Here is a 21,993-nt window from a genome sequence, read left to right on the forward strand (position 1 = left end):
CGGCGAATGGACGAGGTATCAACCTGAGACCATGAATTCTCGAGCATCGATTCCTGTGCTCCGGCCTCACCAAGGCTAAGCGGCGTTCGCCATACGCATGCCGGCCGGCAGAGCCTCCCACGCCCTGATCAGTTCGCCGAGGGAGGCAACTTCCATCTTCCGCATCAGGTTGCCTCGATGCAGTTTGACCCTGACCTCGCTGATGCCGAGGTCGAAGGCGATTTGTTTGTTAAGGCGGCTGCGTGCAATTCCTGACATAACTTCACGCTCCCGAGGCGTCAGTGTCTGCAAGCGCTCGACACATTCCTTGATCCTCGCAGCTTCCATTCTTCCTACCGAGTCCTGCTCAATCGCCGCGTTGACCGCATCCAGAAGCGTCTGGTCGCGAACGGGTTTCGTCAGGAAATCCACCGCGCCTGCTTTCATGGCTTGGACGGTCATGGGGATATCACCATGCGCGGTGAGGAAGATGACCGGCTTGGGGTTCCCGCTTGAGGCGAGATGGCGCTGTAGGTCGCGGCCGTTAAAGCCGGGCATGCGCACGTCGAGAATAAGACATCCCGGCTGGTCGAGCGTGCCGGAATCGAGCAGCGCCTGAGCGGTCAATGACCATGTTCACCTTCTACGTCCCTGTTGGGTTAATGCCCTCGCGATCGCCGCGAGTAGGGCCTGGCCGTCAAATGGCTTGCAGAAGAAGCTCTCCACTGAACTCGCCCTGATTTGCTCGGCGAGCTTGTGACGCCCGGTAATGAGAAGACCGGTAAATCCGGACGCTCTCGGTTGGCGAGTTCGTGCAGCTCGAAGCCGTTTAGACCGGGCATGCCAACGTCGGTGATGAGAAGATCCATCCCGGACAGTCCGACCCGGCTCAGCGCTAGCGCGGACGGGAAGCAACGAACCGCGTAGCCCGCGGACTCGAGCAATTCGAGTAATCTTGGATCATCATCAACGACGGCCACAACATGTTTATGTTCCGTCACTCTTAGTATCATTCCATCCGGCGCGAATGTTGAATTTGTATTCACAGTCGCCCCGCAATTCGCACTAGTTCTGAAAGCGATGCCTCTGCCATTTTTTGCATAACGCTTCTTATATGAATCTGAAGGGTTACTTCGCTAGTTCCGAGTTCGGCGGCAGCTTGCTTGTTGAGCAGTCCGCTTGCCACCAGCGGAAGTACTTCCCGCTCTTGCGGAGAAAGCTCGCGATAACGCTGCTTCTGCAGCGCGCATCGCCAAGCCCTACCCCTGCGGCATGCTGGCACGAAGGACGAGATTTGGCGAGCCGATGGTCGTGATCACTCAGTCGGCTCAGTCGGCTGTCGAGTGGCTCCTGCCTGCTCGGCTTTGTTGCCTCCCTGTTGAACTGGCCCGGTCTCGCTCGCGCGGCCGGGCCTTTTTCGTTTCAGATGATGCTCTCGGTCAGGTGTGAGGCTTCGATGCGCTGATGGCTCGCCATGACGAGCGGCTGAAGGCGCTGGAGCAGCTGGTGCTGGAAATCGCCGCTCGCCGGCCGCCGTAATGGTGGACCATGAGAGGGCACGGCGGCGCTCTTTTGCCGTACCGATGGAGAGACAGGTCAACTTACCCCCGCTGGCACCCGCCAGCGGGGCGAATGTTTTTGCGGTCTGAGATGCTGGCAGCTACGGATTGAGCACAAGCCAGCACGCCCACCCGATCAAGGTAGTGGCCGCCATATAGAGCCAGCCGATTGGAGCGGTCATATTCAGCCTCGGTTTGCGCGGCGAACTGAACTCAGCTTTGCAGTTGGCTCCGCGTGCTTGACTTGTCCAATCGATCCTTCGCGATTGTGAACGGCGGCTCACAACCATCTCGGGCGTTGCGTCAGTCAGCGCCCATTTTTGAAATCTTGAAAGTGCCGGCGCCCGCACTAGATTGCCTCCGATTTCGGCACATTGGGGGAAGGAGATGCCATTTTCATCCCTCCACGATCCCGACGCTCTGGCTCAGGCAGGTCGCGTTCTCGACGCGGCCTGGGCCAAACTCCTAGAACGAGACCTGCTTCCAATGGGGTCCGAAAGCGAGCGGGTCAGGCTCGCGCACATCGTTGCTGGTCTGCTGAAGTCCGGGACGGCTGACAACGAACTGGTAGACGCCGCCATCGCCCGGTTCCTGGACCAGCGGGAACAAGAGAGATGATCCGTCGTTGATCAGGTAGGCGCTGCTTGCCCGGCGCCGCCCCTCTCGCCGTCCTTTCCGCCCCCAGCCATTGTGGCGGCGAGAGGTCTCCTTCAGAGCGTTCTGCCCCTTTGGTTCAAGCCCGCGGGGCTTTTTTGTACTGCACGCAAGCTTTGCGTCGGCAGTTTCTCACGACAGCGTCAGGCGCTTCGCCGAGCCAATCACTCCTAGACGGCGCGGTGCGAACGGACCTGTCTTTTGAGGTTGACGCAGGCGCTGCAAAGTCGCCCATCCGCCGGCGTCGCAAAACGGGTTGAGATCATCGCGCGAGCATTGTGCAGATCGGCAGGGCTCGATCCCGATGAGCTTCTCGATGTCGATGCCCCCCATAATCAGCATAGTTCGATGCAGCCTGCTGACACTCGTATTCAGGCATGGCGACGCTATCAGATGGCAGCGGAGAACTTCTGCGCGGTGAGTAGAGACCTATCAGAGGTCGATCGCCGCAGGCAGCCGCTCCCCGGGTCTAAGAAGTCGATGCCCGGCATCTGCCAGCCCGGCTTCCGAAAGGGGCCAGTCTTTTTTGGCTGGCGGAACACATCTGCTGCCGAAACTGTTCAACCTTACAGGGGACAAAGTGGGCCGGGGGCCAAGCCAATGCACGAACGTGATCGGCTCCCCGGCAGCAGGAAAACCCACCAGATCGCGCTTTTCCATCCAGCTGCAGCAGTTTACCGCGTGCTCGCGAGAGTCCCAAGCCGGAAGTCGTCGAAACGCTGCTGTCAATGGCCAATGTTTATGATGCCGCGGGCGTGGCGCTTGCACTATTGCAGCAGCCGCAAGGAGATCGGGCCAACTAGCCCTGTCTCTCTCGCCTGACCGACCGCCCGCCATCGGGGCGGCGGAGATATAGGGGCGTGCCATGACAAAGCAAGTGATCGATTTCGTGGAAGCTTGGCTGCTGGAGCGAGTGCCTCCCGGCCACGACATTCGGGAGGGCCAGGAGGACAAAAGCGTTCGCCTGGCCGAGCAGCTGAAGCTCGACGCCGAGATGGCAGGGATTCCTGGACCGGAGATCGACGCTCACTATCCAGACATCGCATGTGAAATTGCGCATATGATGAGGACCGGGAAGAGCGTTGCGGCAGCGACCACGCACGACCCCGGCGATCAGCGCACCTTCGACCCTGTTACGAAGAAGGATACCCCGGCATCCATCCTGCGCACATGGAAACAAGAGCTCGAAGCCGACTTGAAACCATTTTTGGAACGTGCGGCGCTCATCGAGTGGAACGGCGCCGATGTTACGATAAAAATTCATCGCCGTTATGAGCGCGACCTGAACCGTATCGAGAGGTTGATCGATTTGCTAAAGGGATCGGAGTAGGGCGCTCGCGACATCGGCCACGGCGGGGATTTTTTGCAGATTTGAACCTTTCCAAGAGGGCGCTTTTTGGTGTCGGGATCAATTACCCCGATCCCGAGTTGACCGTGCGGCGCTTGTGGCTCCTGGCGCCTAGCCTCTCGCCGAGATGACGCGCTGCCTCGGCCTATCGGCGAGAGGCGACTTCTTCGAACCCCCTTGGCTCGCACCCGAGTTTCGCCTCCGCCCCGGAACACCTCTTTTTGCCGCTCGTTCATTGTCCTCAAAGTGGGAGGATCCTATGGACCATTCAAATCACACGCATCTTGCCGAAACCGACCTGACTTCCGCCATTCTCGAAGGAGCCACAATTTATGGCCCCGGCGACGAGAAGATCGGTTCCATCTCGGATGTGCACGGAGCAGGTCGAGGCGCCCTGGCTGTCATCGATGTGGGCGGCTTCCTCGGCATCGGCGCAAAGCCCGTTGCAATGCAGTTGGACGAGCTTGAATTCTTGCGCGATGAGGATGGCAACGTCCATGCAATCACGACTTGGACCAAGGATAAGCTCACGGCGATGCCGGAGCGCACCGACCCGTAAGCTGCCGTCTGCCGTGGCACCAATAGGCCTGGTCTCTTCCACTCCTCGCTCTAGTGCTGACCTCGCGGCCGGCGAGGCGGAAATAGGTCATGGGCGGCTCGGCGGGCGGATAGGACGACATCGGCTTCGCGGCGACGGTGACACCGAGCCTCATCCAGATTCCCGTGTTGCCGTCAGCTTCGAGGCTCATCGAAACGAAGTTGATGCGATGGCGTACAGGATTGCTCCAACAAGCAGAAGCCAAATTGCAATAGCGGGCATCAGGGACACCTCGTGAGCGTTCGCCCGGTGGACTCGATCTCGAACAGGCAGTCGTCGACGAAGCGCACCGGCGTACCGTCTTCAAGGGCGTAATCAGTGACGCTCAGATGAGGAAATGGTCAGTAGACTATGACGGTGTGGCGGTTGCCGTCGTCGTCCTGGCAGAACTCGCGATAAAGCTCTCGACGGACGGGTAGCGCGTAGGCAATCGTCTCGCTCAGCTCGGCACGCTTCGGCTGTGTACGCATCGCATCCTCCTACGCAACTGAATCTACTTCCAGTCTCTCTAGTGGTCAGTCGCCTTGGCGGGTCGACCGGGATCAAGCGGGCTTGGCGAGGCCGAAGGCTTCTGTTCGCTGCGCCGATCGCCGATCTCTGAAGGTTCGGCGGGAGCAGGCTGTTCGGTCGGCGTCCCCGACTCCGGCCGCGGGCGACTGTCGGTGGCCCTGCGCGGTTGGCCGACTGTTTCATCGGAACGGTGTTTGCCCTGAGACATCGTATCCTCCGGCTGATGAGAGGGAGATGTCCGCTCAATGCGCCGGGCTGACGAAGGTTCCGGACCGGGGAACAGGTGCTCCAGAATGCACGATTTGAATCGTGATCACCGTGAAGGCAGTCGCCAGCCACCATTTGGAGGGAGCCAGCTGGCAGCGATTTCCAAAAGATCGTGTGCTGTGCATTGTCGGCATGGTAGCGTCCGGGCTTAAGGTCGAAAACGACCTGCTGGCAAAGCACGGCCAAGCCCCCTTGGACTTGCTGGCGTATATCTCGTCGGGCTCATTTTTGTCGGCGCTCTTCGAAAACTGGGAGAGCGAATTCTTGCAGATATCGGCCTACGTGATGTTGACGGCGGTGCTGTTTCAAAGAGGCTCGGCGGAATCGAGAGACCCCGATGATCCCGGCCGCGTGGGCGATGCGCTACCGAAGGCCTGCCATGGGAAAAGCCCTATCCGCGCCTGGCTGTATGCGCACTCGCTGGGCCTCGCATTGGCGGCGCTGTTCGTTCTGAGCTTCGTCCTGCACTGGCTGGCGAGTGCTGCGGCGTCGAACCATGAAGCGATGCTGCACAACGCAGAAATCAAGTCGGCACTGACCTACCTGACCGATGCACAACTCTGGTTCGAGTCCTTCCAGAACTGGCAGTCGGAATTTTTGTCGACCGCGGTGCTGGTCGTGCTGTCGATTTTCCTACGCTTCAAGGGCTCGCCGGAGTCCAAGCCCGTTAGCGCGCGCAACAGCGACACGGGGGCCTAAGGGTCGAAGCGCCTGGCCATTGCGTGGTCCCGCGGCGGCGAGCGCGCCAACGCGCGGAGCGACGCGCCGGAAGGCTCCGAGGCGGCGCGCGAGCTGGCCGTTCTCATAGAAGCCTTGCGCAAATGGGGTGAGGCTCCTGCTGGTGAGAATGCGCATGGACCGGAAACCCACCCCGAGCCGGGGAGCATTCTGAGCCCCGACGACCTGCCTGTGTCCGGCCTGCCGGGGAATCTTGGAAAGTTGAAAGTGGATTAGCGCCGGTCGATTGCCCTAATGCTGGGTAGTCAGGTTGGCCTGCTGGCTGTCGGCCTCTTGTAGCATGGCTTGCAGGCGGACGACCGCCACCGCGGGAAGATGGATTCAAGATCGTTGGTGTCGTCGCTCAAGGAAAAGCGGATGATTGCGCCCTCCAGCGGATCACCGCTGACCGTGACGCTTTCAACATCGGTTACGCGCAGCAGCAGCGCAGGTTTTTTGGGCATCGAGCTTCTCTCGGTTATCCGTGGCCGCGGACAGCGTGCGCCCAGGCAGCGTAGGGTGTATTTTTGGCGAGGTGCCGATTGTAGTCGGGGGCGTCGTCATCCCACCATACGGGACCGCGTTCACCGAGCGCGATTTTGGCCGCGTTTACGGCAGTGCGGGCCTCCGCAAGGTTTCCAACACCGCGCCTGGCGTCCTTGACGGCGCGCCGCGCATCCATCAGCGCACCGATCAATTGATCCCGCTGCGGGTCTGCTATGGCCGGGTTGGTGGCGCGCCACAGGCGCCCCCCTACCAGGAAATAACGGCCATCCGGTGTTACCGGGTATTCGCGAGGCCTCATGATTGCTCAGCAAAGTCCCGGTCGCGCGTATGCTGTTCAGCTCCCTTTTGGTGCGCCAGCCAAGGTTCACGCCGCACGGTCCAGAGCTCATAAGCAGGCGTAAGAGCGCTCGGCGGATTATCGAGAGTTCCGAGCTTGATCTCGATCTTGTCGGAGCCGTCTTCCCAATCGAACAGTGACGATCCGCATGCGGGGCAGAAGCGGCGGCCTCCAGCCCGGCTTTTCCAGCAGCCGAGTTCACCGGACAGCGTGGTGCTTTCCTTCAGCCAGATGCCAAAGAAAGAGAAGGCCGAGCCCGACTCCTTACGGCACGTCTCGCAATGGCAGATCCCGACACGGATGGGATCGCCGTCGACTTCGTAGCGGACCTGTCCACAATAGCAGCCACCAGATAGTTTCACGGATACGCCCTCGCGAAGTTGTTCGGCCCTTGACGGCGAACAAACAGCGCTTGGCAGGGAGTGGTTCCCGGCAATACGGGCTGAAGCGGCGTTCGCCCCCGCACGTAACGTCGTTACGCGAAAAACTGCACCATGGCTTGGGCTACGGCTTCCGGTGCTTCTTCAGCCATGTGATGGCCGCTCGGGATCCCGTGACCGCGTCGGTCGGGTGCCCAGGTCCGCCACACCTCCAAGACATCCCCATAGAGCGTAGGAAGGTCATCGCGTTCGGACCAGAGGCAGAGCAACGGACATTGCAAGGTCCGCTTCGCCACGCGGTCTACCGCGTCGTGAACACGGTCGACGGCGGGGCCCGCACGGTAATCCTCGATCATGGTGTGGACTGTTTCGGGGTCGTGAATCGCCGCATGGAAATCGGCGAAGTTTTCGGCCCCCATCGCTTCGGCCGTCCCTCCATACCAGCGCAGCGGATCGGCAAGAATGGCGCGTTCCGGTTTTTCAGGCTGGCAGAAAAAGAACCAATGCCACCAAAGGCGCGCGAATGTTTCAGAGCAGCGCTCCAACGCTTCGATGATGGGCACGCCGTCCATCAATACCAGGCGCTTCACAGCACGAGGATGATCCATAGCAAGCCGAAAAGCGGTGTAAGAGCCGCGGTCATGGCCTGCCAGAAAGAAGCGCTCAAACCCCAGCTTGGCCATGAGTTCGACGCAGTCCTTGGCTTTGGCACGTTTCGAAGACTCGGCGTGATCGGCAGTGTCTTTTGGTTTTGAAGACTGACCGAACCCGCGCAGATCCGGGCACACGACGTAGAAGTGCTCTGCCAGCAAAGGCGCTACGCGCCACCATGTCGTATGCGTGCGTGGATGGCCATGGAGCAAGAGTAACGGTGGCCCCTTGCCACCATGCCGGACGCGCAACACAGCCTCGGATACTTCAATGAAATCGAGTGTGAAACCGTCGAACATCGGTGCGACCATCCCGGTAATACAGCAAACCAATAACCCGCGCCTTGAGGGCGCGGGCTTGGCGTAGCGAACCAATGGGATCCAAGTTCCCTTGAGCTATCCCGCTCTAGCGCGATCCAATCAGCGCGCTGAGATCGATCTCCTCGTCGCGATGTTTGCCGCCGAGGACAGCTGCAAACCAAGCGGCTGCCGCACCTGCCAGCAGTGCGGCCGCAGTGAGGAAAGCCGTGATGACGCCCATCCGCCGAGCCCGTTCGGCAGCTTGCTTGGCTGTTTCCTTTGCCTGGTTGAGCTTCGCATAGGCGTCGTCGATCCGCTTCTCGGCGTCCTCCTGGGAAATATTTGCGCGTGCGGCGAGACGGTTCGCGATGTACCCTCTGTCGGCTGGATCCAGCGCGCCGCTGGCCAAGCTGCGGGTCAGGATCCGAGATGCCTCTTCGCGCTCTTGCGCCGAAACCGGCTGCGCGCCATTGGAGCGCATCACGGAATCGAGTGCCGAAGCGAGAGGATCGGCTTGCTGGCTCACGAGAGCCGCCGCGCCAGTTGTCGCGGCTGCGGCTCCAGCAGCCGCGGTTTTAGCCGCTCCGGTGAGCGCCGAGCTGGTGAGCATCGCAATCAGCAAGGCGCCAGCCGCCCAGACGACCAGGCCGTGCGCCCCATCGCGCACATGACGTTCGTGAACTGAGGCATCAAGGGTTGGCCGACGCATACGCCCCGCTAGATAGCCCCCCGCAGCGCACGCAGAAATCGTCACCCAAAGCGCCCAGAGTCCGGCTGCAATCGCCAGGGCAGTGAGGCCAGACGAACGGGATGCGTCGGCCGACACCATCGACAGGCCGATGGCTGAGCCAAACGCTGCCATGATGGTGGTGATTGCGGCCGCGATCACAGCGCCGCCAAAGATTGGGCTCCAGTCCAGATAGGAGGACTTGTCGCCGGTTCCCGGCGCGACGACGACCACGTCTGTTGTGTCCATTGCCATGACATCATCTCCTAGCGGAGGCCGAGGAAGGACAGGATGGCAAGAACGACCACCACGAGACCGACGATATAGATGATGCCGTTCATTGGAGCTCTCCCGCAGGCGCGCCAAGATTGGCTGCGCAGCAAGAAAACGAGCGCTCGTGCGGGATGTTCCGACATAGGCACATCGGTTTAAGGCCGCACGGGGCCGACGCATTGCGCGGGCGACAACGGTTCGAACGGAACACCGGTTCGCGCCCAAGGTTGGGTTCTCAGGACATCCACCCATGAGGACCGAAATGCATAGTACTCCCGAGATTGGCTTCGGCGGACACGCCATTCAAAATTCCGAAGACTGCTTGGCCGCCGAGGCACGGATCGCCGAGCTGTCGATCGCGCCAGAGGGTTCGGACGAAGAGGCCGAGAGAGTCGGCTTGATCGATGCCGTCAATGCGTATCGGCTGACGCAGGATTCTCCCGCAACAGCAGCCATGACCAATCCAATCAACTCGCTGGAGCAGTACGAGGCGGCGACGCAAAGAGTGACGGAGCTCGCCAGTTACGCCGAAGGCACGCCGGAGGCGAACGAGCTTGCGGAACTGGTTTTCGATATCCGCGCTTGGGAAGCTCAGCGTGAAATGCAGCGTCCGCAATAGCGGGTCGCGGCGCAGCTCAGCAAAGCTTGCCCTTGGATAAGCGGCGCACCGTTGCTTCGCGCCGCCGCAGCCAAACGCCGTCGATTGGCCTCGGCAAGAGCCTGTCGAAAGCCCAGGTCGCCGGGATTGAGGGGTATTCTAGACGGTTTCGCGGCAACCGGCGACGATCGCGCCAAGACGCTGGCCTATGGGCTGGCGACGGCGCGCCGCGAGGTCGGCGCCGGCATGGTCCCAGTGCGCGAGGGTTTCAAGAAGACCGATGCCGAGGCGTGCGCCTATGTGCTGCGCCACTACCCGACGAAGTACGGCAGGCCGGCGGGGCGCTGGGGCCACGTCTATTATGGGCGCGGCTATGTCCAGCTCACGTGGCTCAAGAACTATGAGCGTGAAGGTGTTCAGGGGCTTGCTCGATGGTCGCTGGAACGGCGATGCCAAGTGCCTCGCTTTCTACCTGCCGACCGGCGGCCCTGACGATCTCAAGAACGCCCGGCGGACGGGGAACGTCACCGACCACTGGGAGGAGATCGCCAGCTTCTACCGCCAGTTCATGGCAGCACTCGATGCCGCGCGCCTCTGATCAGACTACGGCGTGGCTCAGCTGATCTTGATAATGCTGGGCCAAGGCGGGACGAACTCGTCGCGTGATAATTCATCACCGGGCGCAAGCACCGCCGCCTCAGCCGCGAAGACGAACGCAGCTTCCAATCTCTGCCTCGACCTCGCTTTTCTCATGAGTTCCTGGGTTCGTAGCCGCCTCAGACAATAGGCCATCGATCGTTTGTTCATCGCGTCAGCCCCTTTTCTTCCATGGCACATTAGCCGGCTTCACGAGGCGTGTCGCGATCTTTTGACAACCCGCCGGCGGCCGGGCCTGCCGCCTATCCCCTGATATCGGAGCTTCATCATGTTGAACGCGCTGCTGGACGCCTTGCGCCCGGTCCTGATCGAGATCGCCCCCGTCCTGCTGCTCGCCGGCCTGGGCTATGCGCTCAAGCTGCTGAAGGAGAAGGCCGGTATCGACGTCGAAGCCTCCCGTCGGGATGCTCTGTAGGCGGCGGTGACCAATGCGGCAGGCCTGCTTGTCGCGCGTCTCGGTTCCGGCACGCTCGCCATGCGGCTCGACGCCGCCAGCCCGGGCGTCGCGGACGGCCTCGCCTATGTGCGCTCGGCCGTGCCCGACGCAGTCGCGCATTTCGGACTGACCGAGGGCGAGATCGCCGAGAAACTGGTGGCCAAGCTAGGGGTGCGCGCCGCTCCCGCGCCGGGCCGCTGAACGGGAGGGCCGGCCGGTGATCATCGTCAGGGTCGCTCGCGGCATCACCGACCACTTTCCGGCGCGGGCCAGGGACTTTGCCGCGCTGCTGATCTGGCTCGGCTCGCTCTTCCTGCACTACCCCGCGCTCTTCGACGCGTCACTGAGCTATGGCGGGCTGGCGAACATTGCCGACGAGATCGTCTGGGGCTGGACCTGCATCGTGATCGGCTCGCTGCGGCTCGTCGCCCTCGTCGTCAACGGCACCTTCGCCGGCACTTGGTATGGCCGATGGTCGCCGCATGTGCGCGGCGCCTGCGCCTTCCTGTCCTGTGGCGTCTGGTTCCCGGTCTTCGCCGGATTCCTCGCGACCGAGCGCCCGCTCCTGATCGTCTGCTATGCCGGCGTGGTTCTCGGGCTCGATGCCTACAATATCCGCCGCGTCTGGACCGACGCCGGCCGGGCCGAGAAAGCACATGCCGATGCCGCCGGGCTTTGAATGGATCGCCGCACTGCCGGCCGGCCTGCAGATGCTGGTCATGCTCGGCGTCGGCATCGGCTTCGTCTTCCTCGGCCGCAGCGGCTACATCGCCGACATGACGGTCGTCAAGGAGATCGCGGCTGGCATCGCCCGCCTAGCGCTGGCGCAGGAAAAGGCGACTGAAGAAGCTGGCCGCTGCGCCGACGAGCTCGGCACGATCCGCCAGATCCTCGCCGAGGATGCCGAAGACCGGCAGGACTATCGGCGGTGGCGCAAGGGCTCGAAGCCGGCCAGCAGCGCGATCCGCCACCGCGCCGCCGCGCGTGAGGATGACTTGGCACGCCGTGCTATCGAGCGATACCGAAAGTCTCACTGAACATTCGCTTTGCGGGGAACCCACCGTGTGGTCGGGCGTTGAGACGTCGGAATTCTTGGTAGCGCTCGCCGCGAGGTAGGGCGAAGGGCTGGAGGCCCAACAATGCCCCGTCGGTGATCCCGGCGGGGCTTCTTTTTTGGAAATTCGGGCATCCGTCAGGTTCGAGGAACTTTTTACAAGGATTCTAAGTTGTCGCCACGATCTGCGGGTACCCGCTGGAAGGTCGACGTCCTTTCGTGTTTCCACGCACATGACACTTCGACGGCATTCACTGATTATTGCAGTTCTCTCGGTGGTTGTCGGAGCCGTCGGCTGCCTCATCATTAGCAACCTGCTGCCCGAGCCTCAGGAACTAAGGGCACCGATCCCGCACCATCTGGCTTCGTCGGATCGCCAGCTCAAGACATCGATGGGCGCCCTGTTCGGGTCGAACTACATCCCCGGGAACAAGGTTGAGACACTCGTCAACGGCAACCGGATCTTTCCCGCGATGCTGCGCGCCATTCGGGAGGCACGGCAGACGATCAATTTCGAGACTTATATCTATTGGCGCGGCGCGATTGCCGAGGACTTCGCGGAGGCGCTTTCCGCGAAGGCTAAAGAGGGGCTCAGCGTGAAGGTGCTGCTCGACTGGATCGGCAGCCTTCCGATGGAAGAGAAGCTGATCGAGCGGATGCGGGGTGCCGGCGTCGAGGTCGTCCGGTTTCGCCCGATCGCCTGGTACTCCTTGGACCGGATCAATAATCGCACGCATCGCAAATTGCTTATTGTCGATGGGCGCATAGGCTTCACTGGCGGTGTCGGCATTGCCGATGAATGGAACGGCGATGCGCGTTCGCCGAACGAATGGCGCGACAACCACTATCGCATCGAAGGGCCAGCCGCAGCCGAATTCCAGGCGGCGTTCGCCGAGCACTGGATCGAGGCAACCGGTGAGCTGCTACTAGGCGACCGCTTCTTCCCGGAGATTGTCCCGGAGGGAAGCCATGCTGCCCAGGTCGTCGTCAGCTCGACCCATCAACGCAACGTCATGCACCTGATGCTCATGACCGCGCTCGCCTCCGCGCAAAAGAGCATCCGGATCGCAACGCCCTATTTCGTGCCGGACGAGCTCACGCGCCGGCATTTGCTCGAGGCTCGGAAACGGGGTGTCGACATCCAGATCCTCGTCCCGGGTCCCCAGACCGATGCGCGCGTCGTGAGAAATGCATCCCGCCATCTGTGGGGCGAATTGCTCCAGGCCGGGGTCGCAATCAGCGAGTATCAGCCCACCTTCTTCCACTGCAAGCTTGTGATCGTGGACGATCTTTGGACGTCGGTTGGGTCGACGAATATTGACGATCGTGCCTTGAGGCTGAACGACGAGGCGAACATCAACCTGTTTGATCCGGAATTCGCCCGCACTCAGACGGTGTTGTTCGACCAGGACGCCGCCGTTTCTCGGCCCTACACCTTTTCAGATTGGCAGAATCGCCCGGTCAGCAAGAAAATATCGGATTGGCTAGCCAGCCTCAGCCGTTCGCAGATTTGACAAGATATCAAAGGAATTCGATCGCATTCCCGCGCGCCCAGCTGGCCCCCGCGCCGAGAGGCCAAGGCGGCGAGCTATGCGGTGCAATCTCCGGGGCCGCCAACCAAGTTTCAAATTGGACGTCATCGGAACGACCGGCCGCAAGTCGAGTTGAGAGACTGGCACTTCAGATGAGAGTCGCCTCTTTGACTCCCGATCGGTGGCCAGCGGCATCAGCAACGAGGACACCGTCATGGCAACTTCCAAAGGACGTGCTTCAAACGACACGACCTCCCGGCTGGGATCGGGTGGGGAACTGCACCAGTCGTCCAGCGGTCCTGAGGCGCGCATCACGACCAATCACGGCGTTCCCATCAGCGACAACCAGAATTCGCTCAAGAGCGGCCAACGCGGTCCGACTTTGCTCGAAGACTTTGTGCTGCGCGAGAAAATCCAGCACTTCGATCACGAGCGCATTCCCGAGCGCATCGTTCACGCCCGCGGGTCAGCGGCCCATGGCTTCTTCGAACTGACAGAGTCCTTGGCGGAATTCTCGCGCGCCAAAATTCTGACCGAGGTCGGCGCCAAGACCGAAGTTTTCACCCGCTTTTCAACTGTCGCGGGCGGCGCCGGATCGGTCGATACACCGCGCGACGTGCGCGGCTTTGCCGTCAAGTTCTACACGCGTGAAGGCAATTGGGACCTCGTCGGCAACAACATCCCGGTTTTCTTTATCCAGGATGCGATCAAGTTTCCCGACCTGATCCACGCGGTGAAGATGGAAGCCGACCGTGGTTATCCGCAGGCAGCGAGTGCGCACGATACCTTTTGGGACTTCATCGGCCTGATGCCCGAGTCGACGCATATGGTCATGTGGGCGATGTCCGACCGTGCCATCCCGCGCTCGCTTCGCATGATCGAGGGCTTTGGCGTCAACACCTTCCGCCTGCTCGACGACGAGGGCCGGCCGACCTTCGTCAAGTTCCATTGGCGCCCCAAGCTCGGCACCCAGTCGACCTGCTGGGACGAAGCCGTGAAGATAGCAGGCGCCGACCCGGACTATCACCGCCGCGATCTGTACGAGGCGATCGACAAGGGTGACTTCCCAGAATGGGAGTTCGGCGTGCAGTTGCTGAGCCAGGAGGAAGCAGATGCTCTGCCCTTCGACATCCTCGACGCGACCAAACTGATCCCTGAGGAGCTGGTGCCGATCCGCGTAATCGGCCGCATGGTGTTGAACCGCAACCCGGACAACTTCTTCGCGGAGACCGAGCAGGTTGCATTCCTCCCGACCAATCTGCCGCCCGGCATCGACGTCTCGGAAGACCCGCTGCTGCAGGGCAGGTTGTTCTCCTATCAGGACACCCAGCTCTCGCGGCTCGGCACGGTGAATTTTCATCAGCTGCCGATCAACAAGGCGAAGGGCTGTCCCTTTCAGAATCTCCAGCGCGACGGGCACATGCAGACGCAAGTGTTCAAAGGCCGCGCCAACTACGAACCCAACAGCCTGTCGGAAGTCGGCGAGGAGGGTGGTCCGCGCGAGGATCCGGTCGGCGGGTTCCGCACGGCCGCTGTGCCGGTCGAGGAGCATAAGGTGCGGCTGCGGGCCGAGAGCTTCGCGGACCATTATAGCCACGCGCGTCTGTTCTTCCGCTCGCAGAGCGAGATCGAACAGGCGCATCTAGCCAGCGCGCTCGTCTTCGAGCTCTCGAAGGTCACGCTTGAGCATGTCCGCAACAGGGTACTGGCCAACCTGGGTAATGTTGACGCCGACTTGGCAAAACGCGTCGCTGAGGGCTTGAACGTGCCGCCGCCGAAGCCTTCAAAGGCTGCACTCACCCCCCAAAACATGGATTTATCGCCCGCGCTCAGGATCGTGGGAAAATATCCGGAGACGCTGAAAGGCCGAGTGGTGGGCATTCTTGTCACCGATGGAGCCGATGGCGCGACGGTCGACGCGGTTAGGAAGGGGGTCGAGGCAGAAGGCGGCACGGTCAAGATTGTGGCGCCGAAGATCGGCGGTGTGACCTTGAAGAATGGCAAGATCCTCAAGGCAGATGGCCAGCTTGCCGGCACACCGTCCGTGATCTTCGATGCAGTTGCTCTTGTTCTCTCCCAGGAAGGCTGCGCGCACCTGCTGAAGGAGGGCGCGGCGATCGCATTCGCGATGGACGCCTTTGGGCACCTCAAGGCCGTCGGCTTCACAGCTGATGCCAAGCCGCTGCTAGATAAGGCGGGAATAGTCGCTGATGCAGGCGTGGTCGATCTAGCGCTCAACACTGCGGATTTCCTGGCCGCCGCGCGAACGCGGCAATGGGACCGAGAGCGGAGTGTTCGATCCTTGGCCTGACGCCGGTCCAGTCTACGGCGGGCTCACGATCAAACCCTTCACTGAGTGAAGGGCTGAAGGCTGAAAGGCTACTCCGGCCAAGCTGGCGGGGCTTTATATCGCTGAAAACAGCGTAGGCATTCAGGACCCTGTCAAATGATGGCTCGTTCCAAGGCAGGCCCTGCTATTGTGCGACGGCCAATTGAGCCTGGCGCCGCGAGGCATGTGCAATTCGGCTCTGCTTCCTAGGCTGTGGCTTGGAGCAAACATGGACCATCAATATGAGGTAGGTGATCGTGTCAGCCTGGCTTTCGGCTTTCACGACACCGATGCCATCGGCACGTACATCGTTTCACGGCTTCTGCCGTCCCTCGTTGACGGGGAACCGCAGTATCGGGTGAAGGACTCCGATGATCGAGAGCGCGTAATCGGGGAAGCACAGATTGTGGGAGCCAAGCGGCAGGATGGCCGGGCCCACCAGCCTCGGAGCCCGCAGAATCCGATAACCGACTTGCTCAATCGTTCGAACCTAAAGCTGAAGTAATCGTGGAGCTGCGCCCGCACAGGGCGCAGCCCTAGTGCTGCTTTCTTCAGCACTCGGTGTAGGAACCCAATCGTTCGCGGGGTGTTGCGCTTTCGTCATCGCAAAGGGACAGCGCAATGGACATTCGCGTCGGCTATCGCATCGAAATCGTCACCGCCCAGCCTACCCCCGCCATCCTCCTGCTCGACCCTCACCCAAGCCGCGACGCCGATCTCGTTCAGGGGCGGGGCCCCAGCATCTCGGCATTGAGCACCGGCGCTCCCATCATCGCATCGGACTATACGGACGGGTTCGGCAATCGCTGCAGGCGGCTCGCGGTGCCGGCTGGCGGCGCGGTCTTCTCGCATGATGCGGTCGTCAGCGACTCCGGCGTGCCCGATCAATGGGACAAGGCCGCTCAGGAGATCTGGCCGGCGGACCTGCCGCCCGACGTCCTCGAATACACCTTGTCCAGCAGGTATTGCGAGGTCGACGAGCTCTCGGGCGCTGCCTGGAGCCTGTTTGGAAATTTCGCGCCCGGCTGGAACCGGGTCCAGCAGATCTGCAACTTCGTCAACGCGCAGATCCGCTTCGACTATCAGTTCGCGCGCAACACGCGAACCGCGATGCAGGCGATGAACGAGCGCGTCGGCGTCTGCCGCGACTTCACCCATCTCGCCATCGCCCTCTGCCGTTGCATGAACATCCCGGCGCGGTATTGCAACGGCTTCCTCGGCGACATCGGCGTGCCGCCCGATCCTGCTCCGATGGACTACAACGCCTGGTTCGAAGCCTATCTCGGCGGACGCTGGTACACCTTCGATGCGCGTCACAACGTGCCCCGGATCGGGCGTGTGCTCGTTGCGCGCGGCCGGGATGCCGCCGACATTCCGATGATCCACACCTTCGGTCCGCACATCCTGCAACGGTTCGAGGTCATCACGGAAGAGGTGGTGGCTCCCGCCGCGGCGCATGCCGCGTAAGCCGTTGTGATGGCAGGCTATCTCGACTCCGCACGCAGCTCACCGGATAGCCGATCGCCGCTCCGTGTATGCCTTGTCGCAGGTCCGAACTGACACGGAACAACCGTCATGGGGCGACGTTGATCCGGCGGCTGGGTCATCCGGTTTTGGAGAATACATGATGCGCAATTTGATCGTCGCTCTTGCCGTTGCCACGTCGTTCGTTGGAGCGACCGCTTCGCAGGCGCAGACCGCGACGACTGCCACGCGCGAGGTTTACGTCAAAGCGCAGCCGACCGACGTTCTGAGCAGCAACCTGATCGGTCTCAACGTCCAGAACAACGCCAAGGAGACCGTCGGCGAGATCAAGGATCTCGTCGTCTCGAACGGTAACTTGTCCGGCCTGATCCTCTCGGTGGGCGGTTTCCTCGGCATCGGCGAGCGCAATGTCGTGGTGACGCCGTCCGCTGTGAACGTCGTCTACTCCGAGAACGACAAGAAGTGGTCGGCGACGATGGACACGACGAAGGACGCCCTAAAGGCCGCGCCGGAGTTCAAATACGAAGGCCGCTGGAGCAAGTAATCTCTCGGCCACATCCCCACCGACATTTGAAGGAGATCCGCGATGGACTGGAACCGCGTCGAAGGGAACTGGAAGCAGCTCAAGGGCAAGGTCAAGGAGCAGTGGGGCAAGCTGACCGATGACGATCTCGACGTCATCGCCGGCAAGCGCGACCAGCTCGAAGGCAAGATCCAGGAACGCTACGGGATCGAGAAGGACAAGGTGAAGACCGACGTCGACACCTGGTACAATCGCCAGACCTGGTGAGCCTGAACGCGCGAGCCTGCGCTGTCCAGCCAAGGCTCGGGCGAAGGCCCGCTGCTCTCCACGAGCGGCGGGCCTTGTCATTTCAGCTGAGTTTCTGACCGGCGCGCCAACGCGGAGATCAAGAATGACCAATCCAAACCATTCCGAAATTCGTGCCGCGAATGCTCGCGCGGAACGCCAGAAGGAGACGCCGGGTGGGGAGGCTCTTACCCCGATGCATCCGGATCCACACACCACTGCTGATCCAGCTGTCGAAACGCCGGTGGAAGCTCGTCAGGGCTTTCTAGGCGTTCCAGTCCTGGCCGTACTCGTCGTTGGTCTTTTGCTGACCGGCATCGCGGGGTTCGCGGTCCACTTTGCCATGCGGTAAGGCCGAAGCCCGGGCGCGGTTTTCGGGCTGGATCAGCGCCCATGAGGCGCGCTTGGCGAGCCCCCTGCCGGTCACGAACCGCTCCTCTGTTTGACTCATGGACCATGATTTGCTGCCTTGGGCCCAGATCAGTTGGCAGGGCGTTCGAATGAATGAAGGCGAGGCGTCCGGGGTCGAGGCGCGACTGACGGAACGTGAGCTGGAATTCGCTCGTGTCCAGAAGATCGGGCAGATCGGCGGCCTGACCGTAGATCTGCGGGGTGGCCAGTTCCGCAACACGCGCTCGCCCGAATACCTTGCGGTGCACGGCCTTCCTCCAGAAGCGGTGCACGAGACGCATGAGGATTGGGTTCGGCGCATCCATCCCGATGACCGGGACCGTGTCCTCTCTCATTTCCTCGAAACTGTCCGCGGCAGCTCCACCGACTACGAGGTCGAGTACCGCATCGTCCGGCCCAGCGACGGGAAAACCCGCTGGATCCTCGCCAAGGCGGAGATCGAGCGCGGCGAGTCCGGAGAGCCGCTCCTGCTCCGTGGAGCCCATATCGACGTGACGGCGAGGAAGCATGCTGAAGAGCGTTCCGAACTGATCGCGCGTGAGCTTGGACATCGCATCGCGAACATCTTCGCGGTGGTGAACAGCATCGTGCGCCTGGCCGCGCGGAGCGAGCCGGAGAGCCGGCCGTTCGCAGCGAGACTCGAAGAACGGTTCGCGGCACTCCACCGCGCTCATTCTTTCGTGGGTCGTCCCAAAAGCGGATCTGGCGGCGGTATCCTGAAGCTCATGACGGACCTTTTCGCGCCCTACCAGAATGGGGCGGCGGACCGGGTGAGCATTGTAGGCGACGACGCGTCGATCGGCCCGCAAACGGCAACCAGCTTAGCGCTCATCGTCCACGAGATGGCGACCAATTCGGTCAAGTACGGCGCATTGTCGTCACCAACGGGATCGATATCCATCATGGTCGAGTGTGATGAGCAGGCCGTCCGCGTCCTCTGGAGTGAAGTTGGAGGTCCGGCGATAGGAGCCCGTCCCGAGCATACGGGCTTTGGCTCCATCATGATCGACCGCGCTGCCAGATCCATTGCAGGTTGCGCTATTCAATACACGTGGAAGGCTGAAGGATTGGCCGTGTTGCTATCGATGCAGCGAAACGGTCTGGATCGGTAACCCCGTTCAGGCCGGCCAATTCAAGGAGGCGTCGCCACCGTATTTTGGTCACTCACCGCTTGTGTGGCGCCCCGAATCCAGCGGGCTTGCCGGGAGGTCAGCATCAGGCATGCCCGGCGTTGGTCCCGCAGGCCGGTCGGATGCCAACAGGCAGTGCTCGCACGTTGGACCTACAGATGCCATCGGTCTGACGCCGCCCACCCGATCGCGACCGATGCGACCATTCCCATTGTGACCGCGATGAACAGATCCACAATTCATGCTCCCTGCCCACCGGGTCAACGTCGTGTCGTTTGACGCGGTTCCGGATCAGAAGGCGGAGAGCGCGATGGCGCTGGGCTATGGTGAATGTTTGGTCACCTCAGGGAACGAGCCGATCCCAGTTTTATCGGCTCGGGAACGCACAGAGCCGGCTCGCATTCATCCCGCTCTCAGAAGCGTCATCGGTGGACGACTACGATATTCCGGGTGAGACGGTGGCCGAGAAAATAGCATTCTTGCACACTGCCGCGGCTAGGTACAGGCGCCTCTCGAACGCAACGGGCGACTATGAGCTGAACGAGACGCTGAGTGCTCTTGCGGATGAGTACGAGGCGAAGATTGGCGAGCTCGGCGGTCTCGGCCCCCCTGAATTGGCGACGGACTAGCGCGCTCTCGGCCTGACGGTTTTCCTTGAGAGGCGACGAACATTGGCTCGCACCTTACGCCGGTAACCGCGGATGATGGTGACCGGCGCTGCACCGAGCATCATCCTTGTCGCTGCCTGCTGAGCGGCCGCCACCTTCTCGGTGACCATCCGTTCGGCTTCACGGTCGCTGGCCGCGCCGCCGGTCGAAAGCTTGAGAGCGCGCAGCCAGATCGCCTGTTGCGCTTCGAATGCGAGCATCGAAATCTCAAAAAACAGGTTCGCCATTTGCGCCGCGCTCCTACCGGCGGAACAACTACTCCGGCCGCCGGAGAGATGTTCCGCGCTCTGCCGCAGTAAAGGCGGCCAGCTGATCTGGAACGCCAGGGGAAAACTGGCGTTCCGATCATACCGCATTCCCTGGAGCACATTTCATGACCACGGATGTCACATTCGAGGTGCCCAAGAACCACGGTCGCAGGGCTTGAGCAGCCGGATAGTAATGAGAATGATTTCCATCCGTGCCCTCCTTTCCAGATAGGAAGGGCATAATGACGGAGGTTGCCGGCACCGATTGTGTTTGCAGCGTCCACGGGCTCGTCTCTGCGCGCATATACCGCTCGATCTCGCTGACAGCTGCGCCACGGCGGAATTGGCATTTGACAGCGCCGCGTTTCGCTTCGTGCCGTACATTGCGCCGATGAGCGAAATTGTCCCGGCTGTGATTCAAGACCTACGCGTTCGCCTCGACAGCCTAAAGGATGCGGTTGCGGAGGCTACGGAGGCACTTGGCTCCGACGGCGGTGTGGCCGATCTTGATAGGTTTCGCGCCGCGCAGGCCAAAGCCGATCACCTGATCCGCGAGATGCTCGCCATCCAGGACAGATAAGCGAAATGACCTTCAGCCCCCTGATGGATTCGTCGCAACGGAACCGCGCGCTGTCATTGCTCGATGAGGCATGGAGCCAGCTTCAAAGCGGGTCAGCCGCGGGCGCTCACGCTCGCGATCGAGAGCGTCTGAGCTACATCGTGGAGAGCATTCTGATGGGGGGTGGGGCCAATGATGCCGAGTTGCTCCGCCGGATCGTCGATCGCTTTCAAACCCTGTCCCAGCGATTCCCCGAGCAAATGAAGCGATAGCGATCAGGGCGCGCCATCGCAGGCAGCGGCTGCGCTGGCGCGTCTGCTTCCAATGAATATTGCACCGTCTCGGGAACGCGCATGACCAGCTGACGTTGGTCGCCGAGAGGGGCCGGTGGTGCTGATCGCAACCTTCAACATTAATGGCATCAATGGCCGGTTGCCGGTGCTGCTGCGGTGGCTGTCGGAAGCCAAGCCGGACATCGTTTGCTTGCAAGAGCTGAAGGCGCCACAGGGCAAGTTTCCAGAAGCCGCGATCGGGGCCGCTGGATATGGCGCGATCTGGCACGGGCAGAAGAGCTGGAATGGCGTCGCGATCCTTGCCCGCGGTTCAGATCCGATCGAAACCCGGCGCGGTCTCCCGGGCGACGATGAGGATACGCAAAGCCGCTATATCGAGGCTGCCATTGGCGGGGTGCTGGTTGGATGCCTTTATCTGCCGAACGGCAACCCGGCGCCTGGTCCAAAATTCGACTACAAGCTCGCCTGGCTGGAGCGGCTCACCTCCCATGCCGCTGAGCTGCTCGCACACAAGATCCCGGTCGCGCTGATCGGCGACTTCAACGTGATTCCGACCGAGATCGACGTCTATAAGCCGGAACGCTGGGTCGACGATGCGCTGTTTCGCCCTGAGGTGCGCCAGGCCTTTCGAGACTTGGTCGCGCAGGGGTGGACCGATGCAATTCGGGCCACGCACCCGCAGGAGCGCATCTACACCTTCTGGGACTATTTTCGGAACGCTTGGGGCCGGAATGCGGGGCTCCGGCTCGACCATCTGCTGCTGAGCCCGGCACTGTCCAAGCGGCTCATCGCCGCCGATGTCGATCGGCATGTGCGCGGCTGGGACAAGGCGAGCGACCATGCTCCGACGTGGATCCGCCTGGAAGGCTAGGATGCTCGCACCCGAGTGGGATTGGCAACATATCCCCGAAGTGGCGCGTGGCAGCGCCGAAATCGCCACTGGCGGCTTGAGCGTACCTGTCTAGGCTCGCATCAGGCT

General features: G+C 61.7%; 27 protein-coding genes and 3 pseudogenes. 20 read left to right on the forward strand and 10 right to left on the reverse strand.

The genetic code is table 11. The features are described 5' to 3' along the window. Positions 1 to 75 precede the first annotated feature (75 nt). From AC3WLC_RS29310 to AC3WLC_RS29320, 3 pseudogenes are all read right to left on the reverse strand, one after another. Positions 76 to 603 (reverse strand): annotated as a pseudogene (locus AC3WLC_RS29310) (response regulator transcription factor); the annotation flags it as partial. A 12-nt stretch (positions 604 to 615) separates the two neighbouring features. Next, positions 616 to 980 (reverse strand): annotated as a pseudogene (locus AC3WLC_RS29315) (response regulator). A 41-nt stretch (positions 981 to 1,021) separates the two neighbouring features. Then, positions 1,022 to 1,249, reverse strand: a pseudogene (locus tag AC3WLC_RS29320) (LuxR C-terminal-related transcriptional regulator); the annotation flags it as partial. Positions 1,250 to 3,057: 1,808 nt separating this feature from the next. Here AC3WLC_RS29320 and AC3WLC_RS29325 point away from each other — a divergent pair. Together AC3WLC_RS29325 and AC3WLC_RS29330 are read left to right on the forward strand one after the other, a co-directional pair. After that, positions 3,058 to 3,522 carry a hypothetical protein gene (locus tag AC3WLC_RS29325; protein ID WP_493687422.1) on the forward strand — a complete coding sequence of 155 codons (465 nt, stop codon included), beginning with the start codon at positions 3,058 to 3,060 and terminating at the stop codon, positions 3,520 to 3,522. Between the two features lie 277 nt (positions 3,523 to 3,799). After that, positions 3,800 to 4,099 (forward strand): PRC-barrel domain-containing protein, encoded by a 300-nt coding sequence (locus AC3WLC_RS29330; protein ID WP_493687423.1) that lies wholly within the window; start codon positions 3,800 to 3,802, stop codon positions 4,097 to 4,099. 380 nt (positions 4,100 to 4,479) lie between these two features. Here the strand turns inward: AC3WLC_RS29330 and AC3WLC_RS29335 are convergent, their stop codons facing one another. Then, positions 4,480 to 4,608, reverse strand: a complete 129-nt coding sequence (locus tag AC3WLC_RS29335) for a hypothetical protein (protein WP_493687424.1) — start codon at positions 4,606 to 4,608, stop codon at positions 4,480 to 4,482. Positions 4,609 to 4,990: 382 nt separating this feature from the next. Between AC3WLC_RS29335 and AC3WLC_RS29340 the strand changes: the two genes are divergently transcribed. Beyond that, a complete protein-coding gene (locus tag AC3WLC_RS29340; protein ID WP_493687457.1) occupies positions 4,991 to 5,614 on the forward strand; it encodes a DUF6766 family protein in 624 nt (207 codons plus the stop codon). A gap of 284 nt (positions 5,615 to 5,898) precedes the next feature. Here the strand turns inward: AC3WLC_RS29340 and AC3WLC_RS29345 are convergent, their stop codons facing one another. The 5 genes from AC3WLC_RS29345 to AC3WLC_RS29365 form a co-directional block, all read right to left on the reverse strand. Next, a complete protein-coding gene (locus tag AC3WLC_RS29345; RefSeq protein ID WP_493687425.1) occupies positions 5,899 to 6,096 on the reverse strand; it encodes a hypothetical protein in 198 nt (65 codons plus the stop codon). A 14-nt stretch (positions 6,097 to 6,110) separates the two neighbouring features. After that, positions 6,111 to 6,437 (reverse strand): hypothetical protein, encoded by a 327-nt coding sequence (locus AC3WLC_RS29350; RefSeq protein WP_493687426.1) that lies wholly within the window; start codon positions 6,435 to 6,437, stop codon positions 6,111 to 6,113. Continuing rightward, the gene (locus AC3WLC_RS29355; protein ID WP_493687427.1) at positions 6,434 to 6,838 is read right to left on the reverse strand and encodes a GFA family protein; all 405 of its coding nucleotides are present in this window, start codon (positions 6,836 to 6,838) and stop codon (positions 6,434 to 6,436) included. Before AC3WLC_RS29355 ends, AC3WLC_RS29350 begins: the two co-directional genes overlap by 4 nt. Before the next feature lie 113 nt (positions 6,839 to 6,951). Then, positions 6,952 to 7,806 carry an alpha/beta fold hydrolase gene (locus AC3WLC_RS29360; protein WP_493687428.1) on the reverse strand — a complete coding sequence of 285 codons (855 nt, stop codon included), beginning with the start codon at positions 7,804 to 7,806 and terminating at the stop codon, positions 6,952 to 6,954. A gap of 106 nt (positions 7,807 to 7,912) precedes the next feature. Beyond that, a complete protein-coding gene (locus tag AC3WLC_RS29365; protein ID WP_493687429.1) occupies positions 7,913 to 8,788 on the reverse strand; it encodes a hypothetical protein in 876 nt (291 codons plus the stop codon). 268 nt (positions 8,789 to 9,056) lie between these two features. On the opposite strand from AC3WLC_RS29365, the gene AC3WLC_RS29370 reads away from it, so the two are divergent. The 14 genes from AC3WLC_RS29370 (at position 9,057) to AC3WLC_RS29435 (ending at position 19,875) form a co-directional block, all read left to right on the forward strand. Further along, positions 9,057 to 9,425 carry a hypothetical protein gene (locus tag AC3WLC_RS29370; RefSeq protein ID WP_493687430.1) on the forward strand — a complete coding sequence of 123 codons (369 nt, stop codon included), beginning with the start codon at positions 9,057 to 9,059 and terminating at the stop codon, positions 9,423 to 9,425. 385 nt (positions 9,426 to 9,810) lie between these two features. Next, a complete protein-coding gene (locus AC3WLC_RS29375) occupies positions 9,811 to 10,002 on the forward strand; it encodes a hypothetical protein (RefSeq protein ID WP_493687431.1) in 192 nt (63 codons plus the stop codon). Positions 10,003 to 10,329: 327 nt separating this feature from the next. Then, entirely contained in the window at positions 10,330 to 10,476 is a 147-nt protein-coding gene (locus AC3WLC_RS29380; RefSeq protein WP_493687432.1) for a hypothetical protein, read from the forward strand. 6 nt (positions 10,477 to 10,482) lie between these two features. Continuing rightward, complete coding sequence (locus AC3WLC_RS29385) at positions 10,483 to 10,698, forward strand: hypothetical protein (protein WP_493687433.1); 216 nt, start codon at positions 10,483 to 10,485, stop codon at positions 10,696 to 10,698. A gap of 16 nt (positions 10,699 to 10,714) precedes the next feature. Beyond that, a complete protein-coding gene (locus AC3WLC_RS29390; RefSeq protein WP_493687434.1) occupies positions 10,715 to 11,176 on the forward strand; it encodes a hypothetical protein in 462 nt (153 codons plus the stop codon). Beyond that, entirely contained in the window at positions 11,154 to 11,534 is a 381-nt protein-coding gene (locus tag AC3WLC_RS29395) for a hypothetical protein (RefSeq protein WP_493687435.1), read from the forward strand. Before AC3WLC_RS29390 ends, AC3WLC_RS29395 begins: the two co-directional genes overlap by 23 nt. 250 nt (positions 11,535 to 11,784) lie before the next feature. Next, on the forward strand, positions 11,785 to 13,065 hold the full coding sequence (locus AC3WLC_RS29400; protein ID WP_493687436.1) for a phospholipase D-like domain-containing protein: 1,281 nt from the start codon (positions 11,785 to 11,787) through the stop codon (positions 13,063 to 13,065). 232 nt (positions 13,066 to 13,297) lie between these two features. Then, positions 13,298 to 15,394 (forward strand): catalase, encoded by a 2,097-nt coding sequence (locus AC3WLC_RS29405; protein WP_493687458.1) that lies wholly within the window; start codon positions 13,298 to 13,300, stop codon positions 15,392 to 15,394. Between the two features lie 639 nt (positions 15,395 to 16,033). Next, entirely contained in the window at positions 16,034 to 16,879 is an 846-nt protein-coding gene (locus AC3WLC_RS29410) for a transglutaminase-like domain-containing protein (RefSeq protein WP_493687437.1), read from the forward strand. Between the two features lie 160 nt (positions 16,880 to 17,039). Next, complete coding sequence (locus AC3WLC_RS29415; protein ID WP_493687459.1) at positions 17,040 to 17,441, forward strand: PRC-barrel domain-containing protein; 402 nt, start codon at positions 17,040 to 17,042, stop codon at positions 17,439 to 17,441. 42 nt (positions 17,442 to 17,483) lie between these two features. Further along, positions 17,484 to 17,687, forward strand: coding sequence for a CsbD family protein (locus tag AC3WLC_RS29420; RefSeq protein ID WP_061966307.1), 204 nt, complete (start codon positions 17,484 to 17,486; stop codon positions 17,685 to 17,687). A gap of 124 nt (positions 17,688 to 17,811) precedes the next feature. Next, positions 17,812 to 18,057 (forward strand): hypothetical protein, encoded by a 246-nt coding sequence (locus tag AC3WLC_RS29425; protein WP_493687438.1) that lies wholly within the window; start codon positions 17,812 to 17,814, stop codon positions 18,055 to 18,057. A gap of 97 nt (positions 18,058 to 18,154) precedes the next feature. After that, positions 18,155 to 19,228, forward strand: coding sequence for a PAS domain-containing protein (locus AC3WLC_RS29430; protein ID WP_493687439.1), 1,074 nt, complete (start codon positions 18,155 to 18,157; stop codon positions 19,226 to 19,228). A gap of 446 nt (positions 19,229 to 19,674) precedes the next feature. After that, entirely contained in the window at positions 19,675 to 19,875 is a 201-nt protein-coding gene (locus AC3WLC_RS29435; RefSeq protein WP_493687440.1) for a hypothetical protein, read from the forward strand. Here the strand turns inward: AC3WLC_RS29435 and AC3WLC_RS29440 are convergent. Then, entirely contained in the window at positions 19,872 to 20,141 is a 270-nt protein-coding gene (locus AC3WLC_RS29440; RefSeq protein ID WP_493687441.1) for a hypothetical protein, read from the reverse strand. The two genes, AC3WLC_RS29435 and AC3WLC_RS29440, sit on opposite strands and share 4 nt — an antisense overlap. 364 nt (positions 20,142 to 20,505) lie before the next feature. Between AC3WLC_RS29440 and AC3WLC_RS29445 the strand changes: the two genes are divergently transcribed. From AC3WLC_RS29445 to xth, 3 genes are all read left to right on the forward strand, one after another. Beyond that, positions 20,506 to 20,742, forward strand: coding sequence for a hypothetical protein (locus AC3WLC_RS29445; protein WP_493687442.1), 237 nt, complete (start codon positions 20,506 to 20,508; stop codon positions 20,740 to 20,742). A 5-nt stretch (positions 20,743 to 20,747) separates the two neighbouring features. Then, complete coding sequence (locus AC3WLC_RS29450; protein ID WP_493687443.1) at positions 20,748 to 20,993, forward strand: hypothetical protein; 246 nt, start codon at positions 20,748 to 20,750, stop codon at positions 20,991 to 20,993. Between the two features lie 118 nt (positions 20,994 to 21,111). Beyond that, entirely contained in the window at positions 21,112 to 21,885 is a 774-nt protein-coding gene (gene xth / locus AC3WLC_RS29455) for an exodeoxyribonuclease III (protein ID WP_493687460.1), read from the forward strand. Positions 21,886 to 21,993 lie beyond the last annotated feature (108 nt).

Source organism: Allobosea sp. GW821-FHT03A12 (assembly GCF_058986765.1).

Bases quoted from the DNA above. Each gene is read 5' to 3' on its own strand.
- AC3WLC_RS29365 (WP_493687429.1), bottom strand. From the start codon at position 8,788: ATGGCAATGGACACAACAGACGTGGTCGTCGTCGCGCCGGGAACCGGC.
- AC3WLC_RS29430 (WP_493687439.1), top strand. From the start codon at position 18,155: ATGGACCATGATTTGCTGCCTTGGGCCCAGATCAGTTGGCAGGGCGTT.
- AC3WLC_RS29325 (WP_493687422.1), top strand. From the start codon at position 3,058: ATGACAAAGCAAGTGATCGATTTCGTGGAAGCTTGGCTGCTGGAGCGA.
- AC3WLC_RS29405 (WP_493687458.1), top strand. From the start codon at position 13,298: ATGGCAACTTCCAAAGGACGTGCTTCAAACGACACGACCTCCCGGCTG.
- AC3WLC_RS29360 (WP_493687428.1), bottom strand. From the start codon at position 7,806: ATGTTCGACGGTTTCACACTCGATTTCATTGAAGTATCCGAGGCTGTG.
- AC3WLC_RS29450 (WP_493687443.1), top strand. From the start codon at position 20,748: ATGACCTTCAGCCCCCTGATGGATTCGTCGCAACGGAACCGCGCGCTG.
- AC3WLC_RS29395 (WP_493687435.1), top strand. From the start codon at position 11,154: ATGCCGATGCCGCCGGGCTTTGAATGGATCGCCGCACTGCCGGCCGGC.
- AC3WLC_RS29415 (WP_493687459.1), top strand. From the start codon at position 17,040: ATGCGCAATTTGATCGTCGCTCTTGCCGTTGCCACGTCGTTCGTTGGA.
- AC3WLC_RS29425 (WP_493687438.1), top strand. From the start codon at position 17,812: ATGACCAATCCAAACCATTCCGAAATTCGTGCCGCGAATGCTCGCGCG.
- AC3WLC_RS29380 (WP_493687432.1), top strand. From the start codon at position 10,330: ATGTTGAACGCGCTGCTGGACGCCTTGCGCCCGGTCCTGATCGAGATC.
- AC3WLC_RS29420 (WP_061966307.1), top strand. From the start codon at position 17,484: ATGGACTGGAACCGCGTCGAAGGGAACTGGAAGCAGCTCAAGGGCAAG.
- AC3WLC_RS29440 (WP_493687441.1), bottom strand. From the start codon at position 20,141: ATGGCGAACCTGTTTTTTGAGATTTCGATGCTCGCATTCGAAGCGCAA.
- AC3WLC_RS29350 (WP_493687426.1), bottom strand. From the start codon at position 6,437: ATGAGGCCTCGCGAATACCCGGTAACACCGGATGGCCGTTATTTCCTG.
- AC3WLC_RS29410 (WP_493687437.1), top strand. From the start codon at position 16,034: ATGGACATTCGCGTCGGCTATCGCATCGAAATCGTCACCGCCCAGCCT.
- AC3WLC_RS29335 (WP_493687424.1), bottom strand. From the start codon at position 4,608: ATGCGTACACAGCCGAAGCGTGCCGAGCTGAGCGAGACGATTGCCTAC.
- AC3WLC_RS29330 (WP_493687423.1), top strand. From the start codon at position 3,800: ATGGACCATTCAAATCACACGCATCTTGCCGAAACCGACCTGACTTCC.
- AC3WLC_RS29345 (WP_493687425.1), bottom strand. From the start codon at position 6,096: ATGCCCAAAAAACCTGCGCTGCTGCTGCGCGTAACCGATGTTGAAAGC.
- AC3WLC_RS29370 (WP_493687430.1), top strand. From the start codon at position 9,057: ATGAGGACCGAAATGCATAGTACTCCCGAGATTGGCTTCGGCGGACAC.
- AC3WLC_RS29400 (WP_493687436.1), top strand. From the start codon at position 11,785: ATGACACTTCGACGGCATTCACTGATTATTGCAGTTCTCTCGGTGGTT.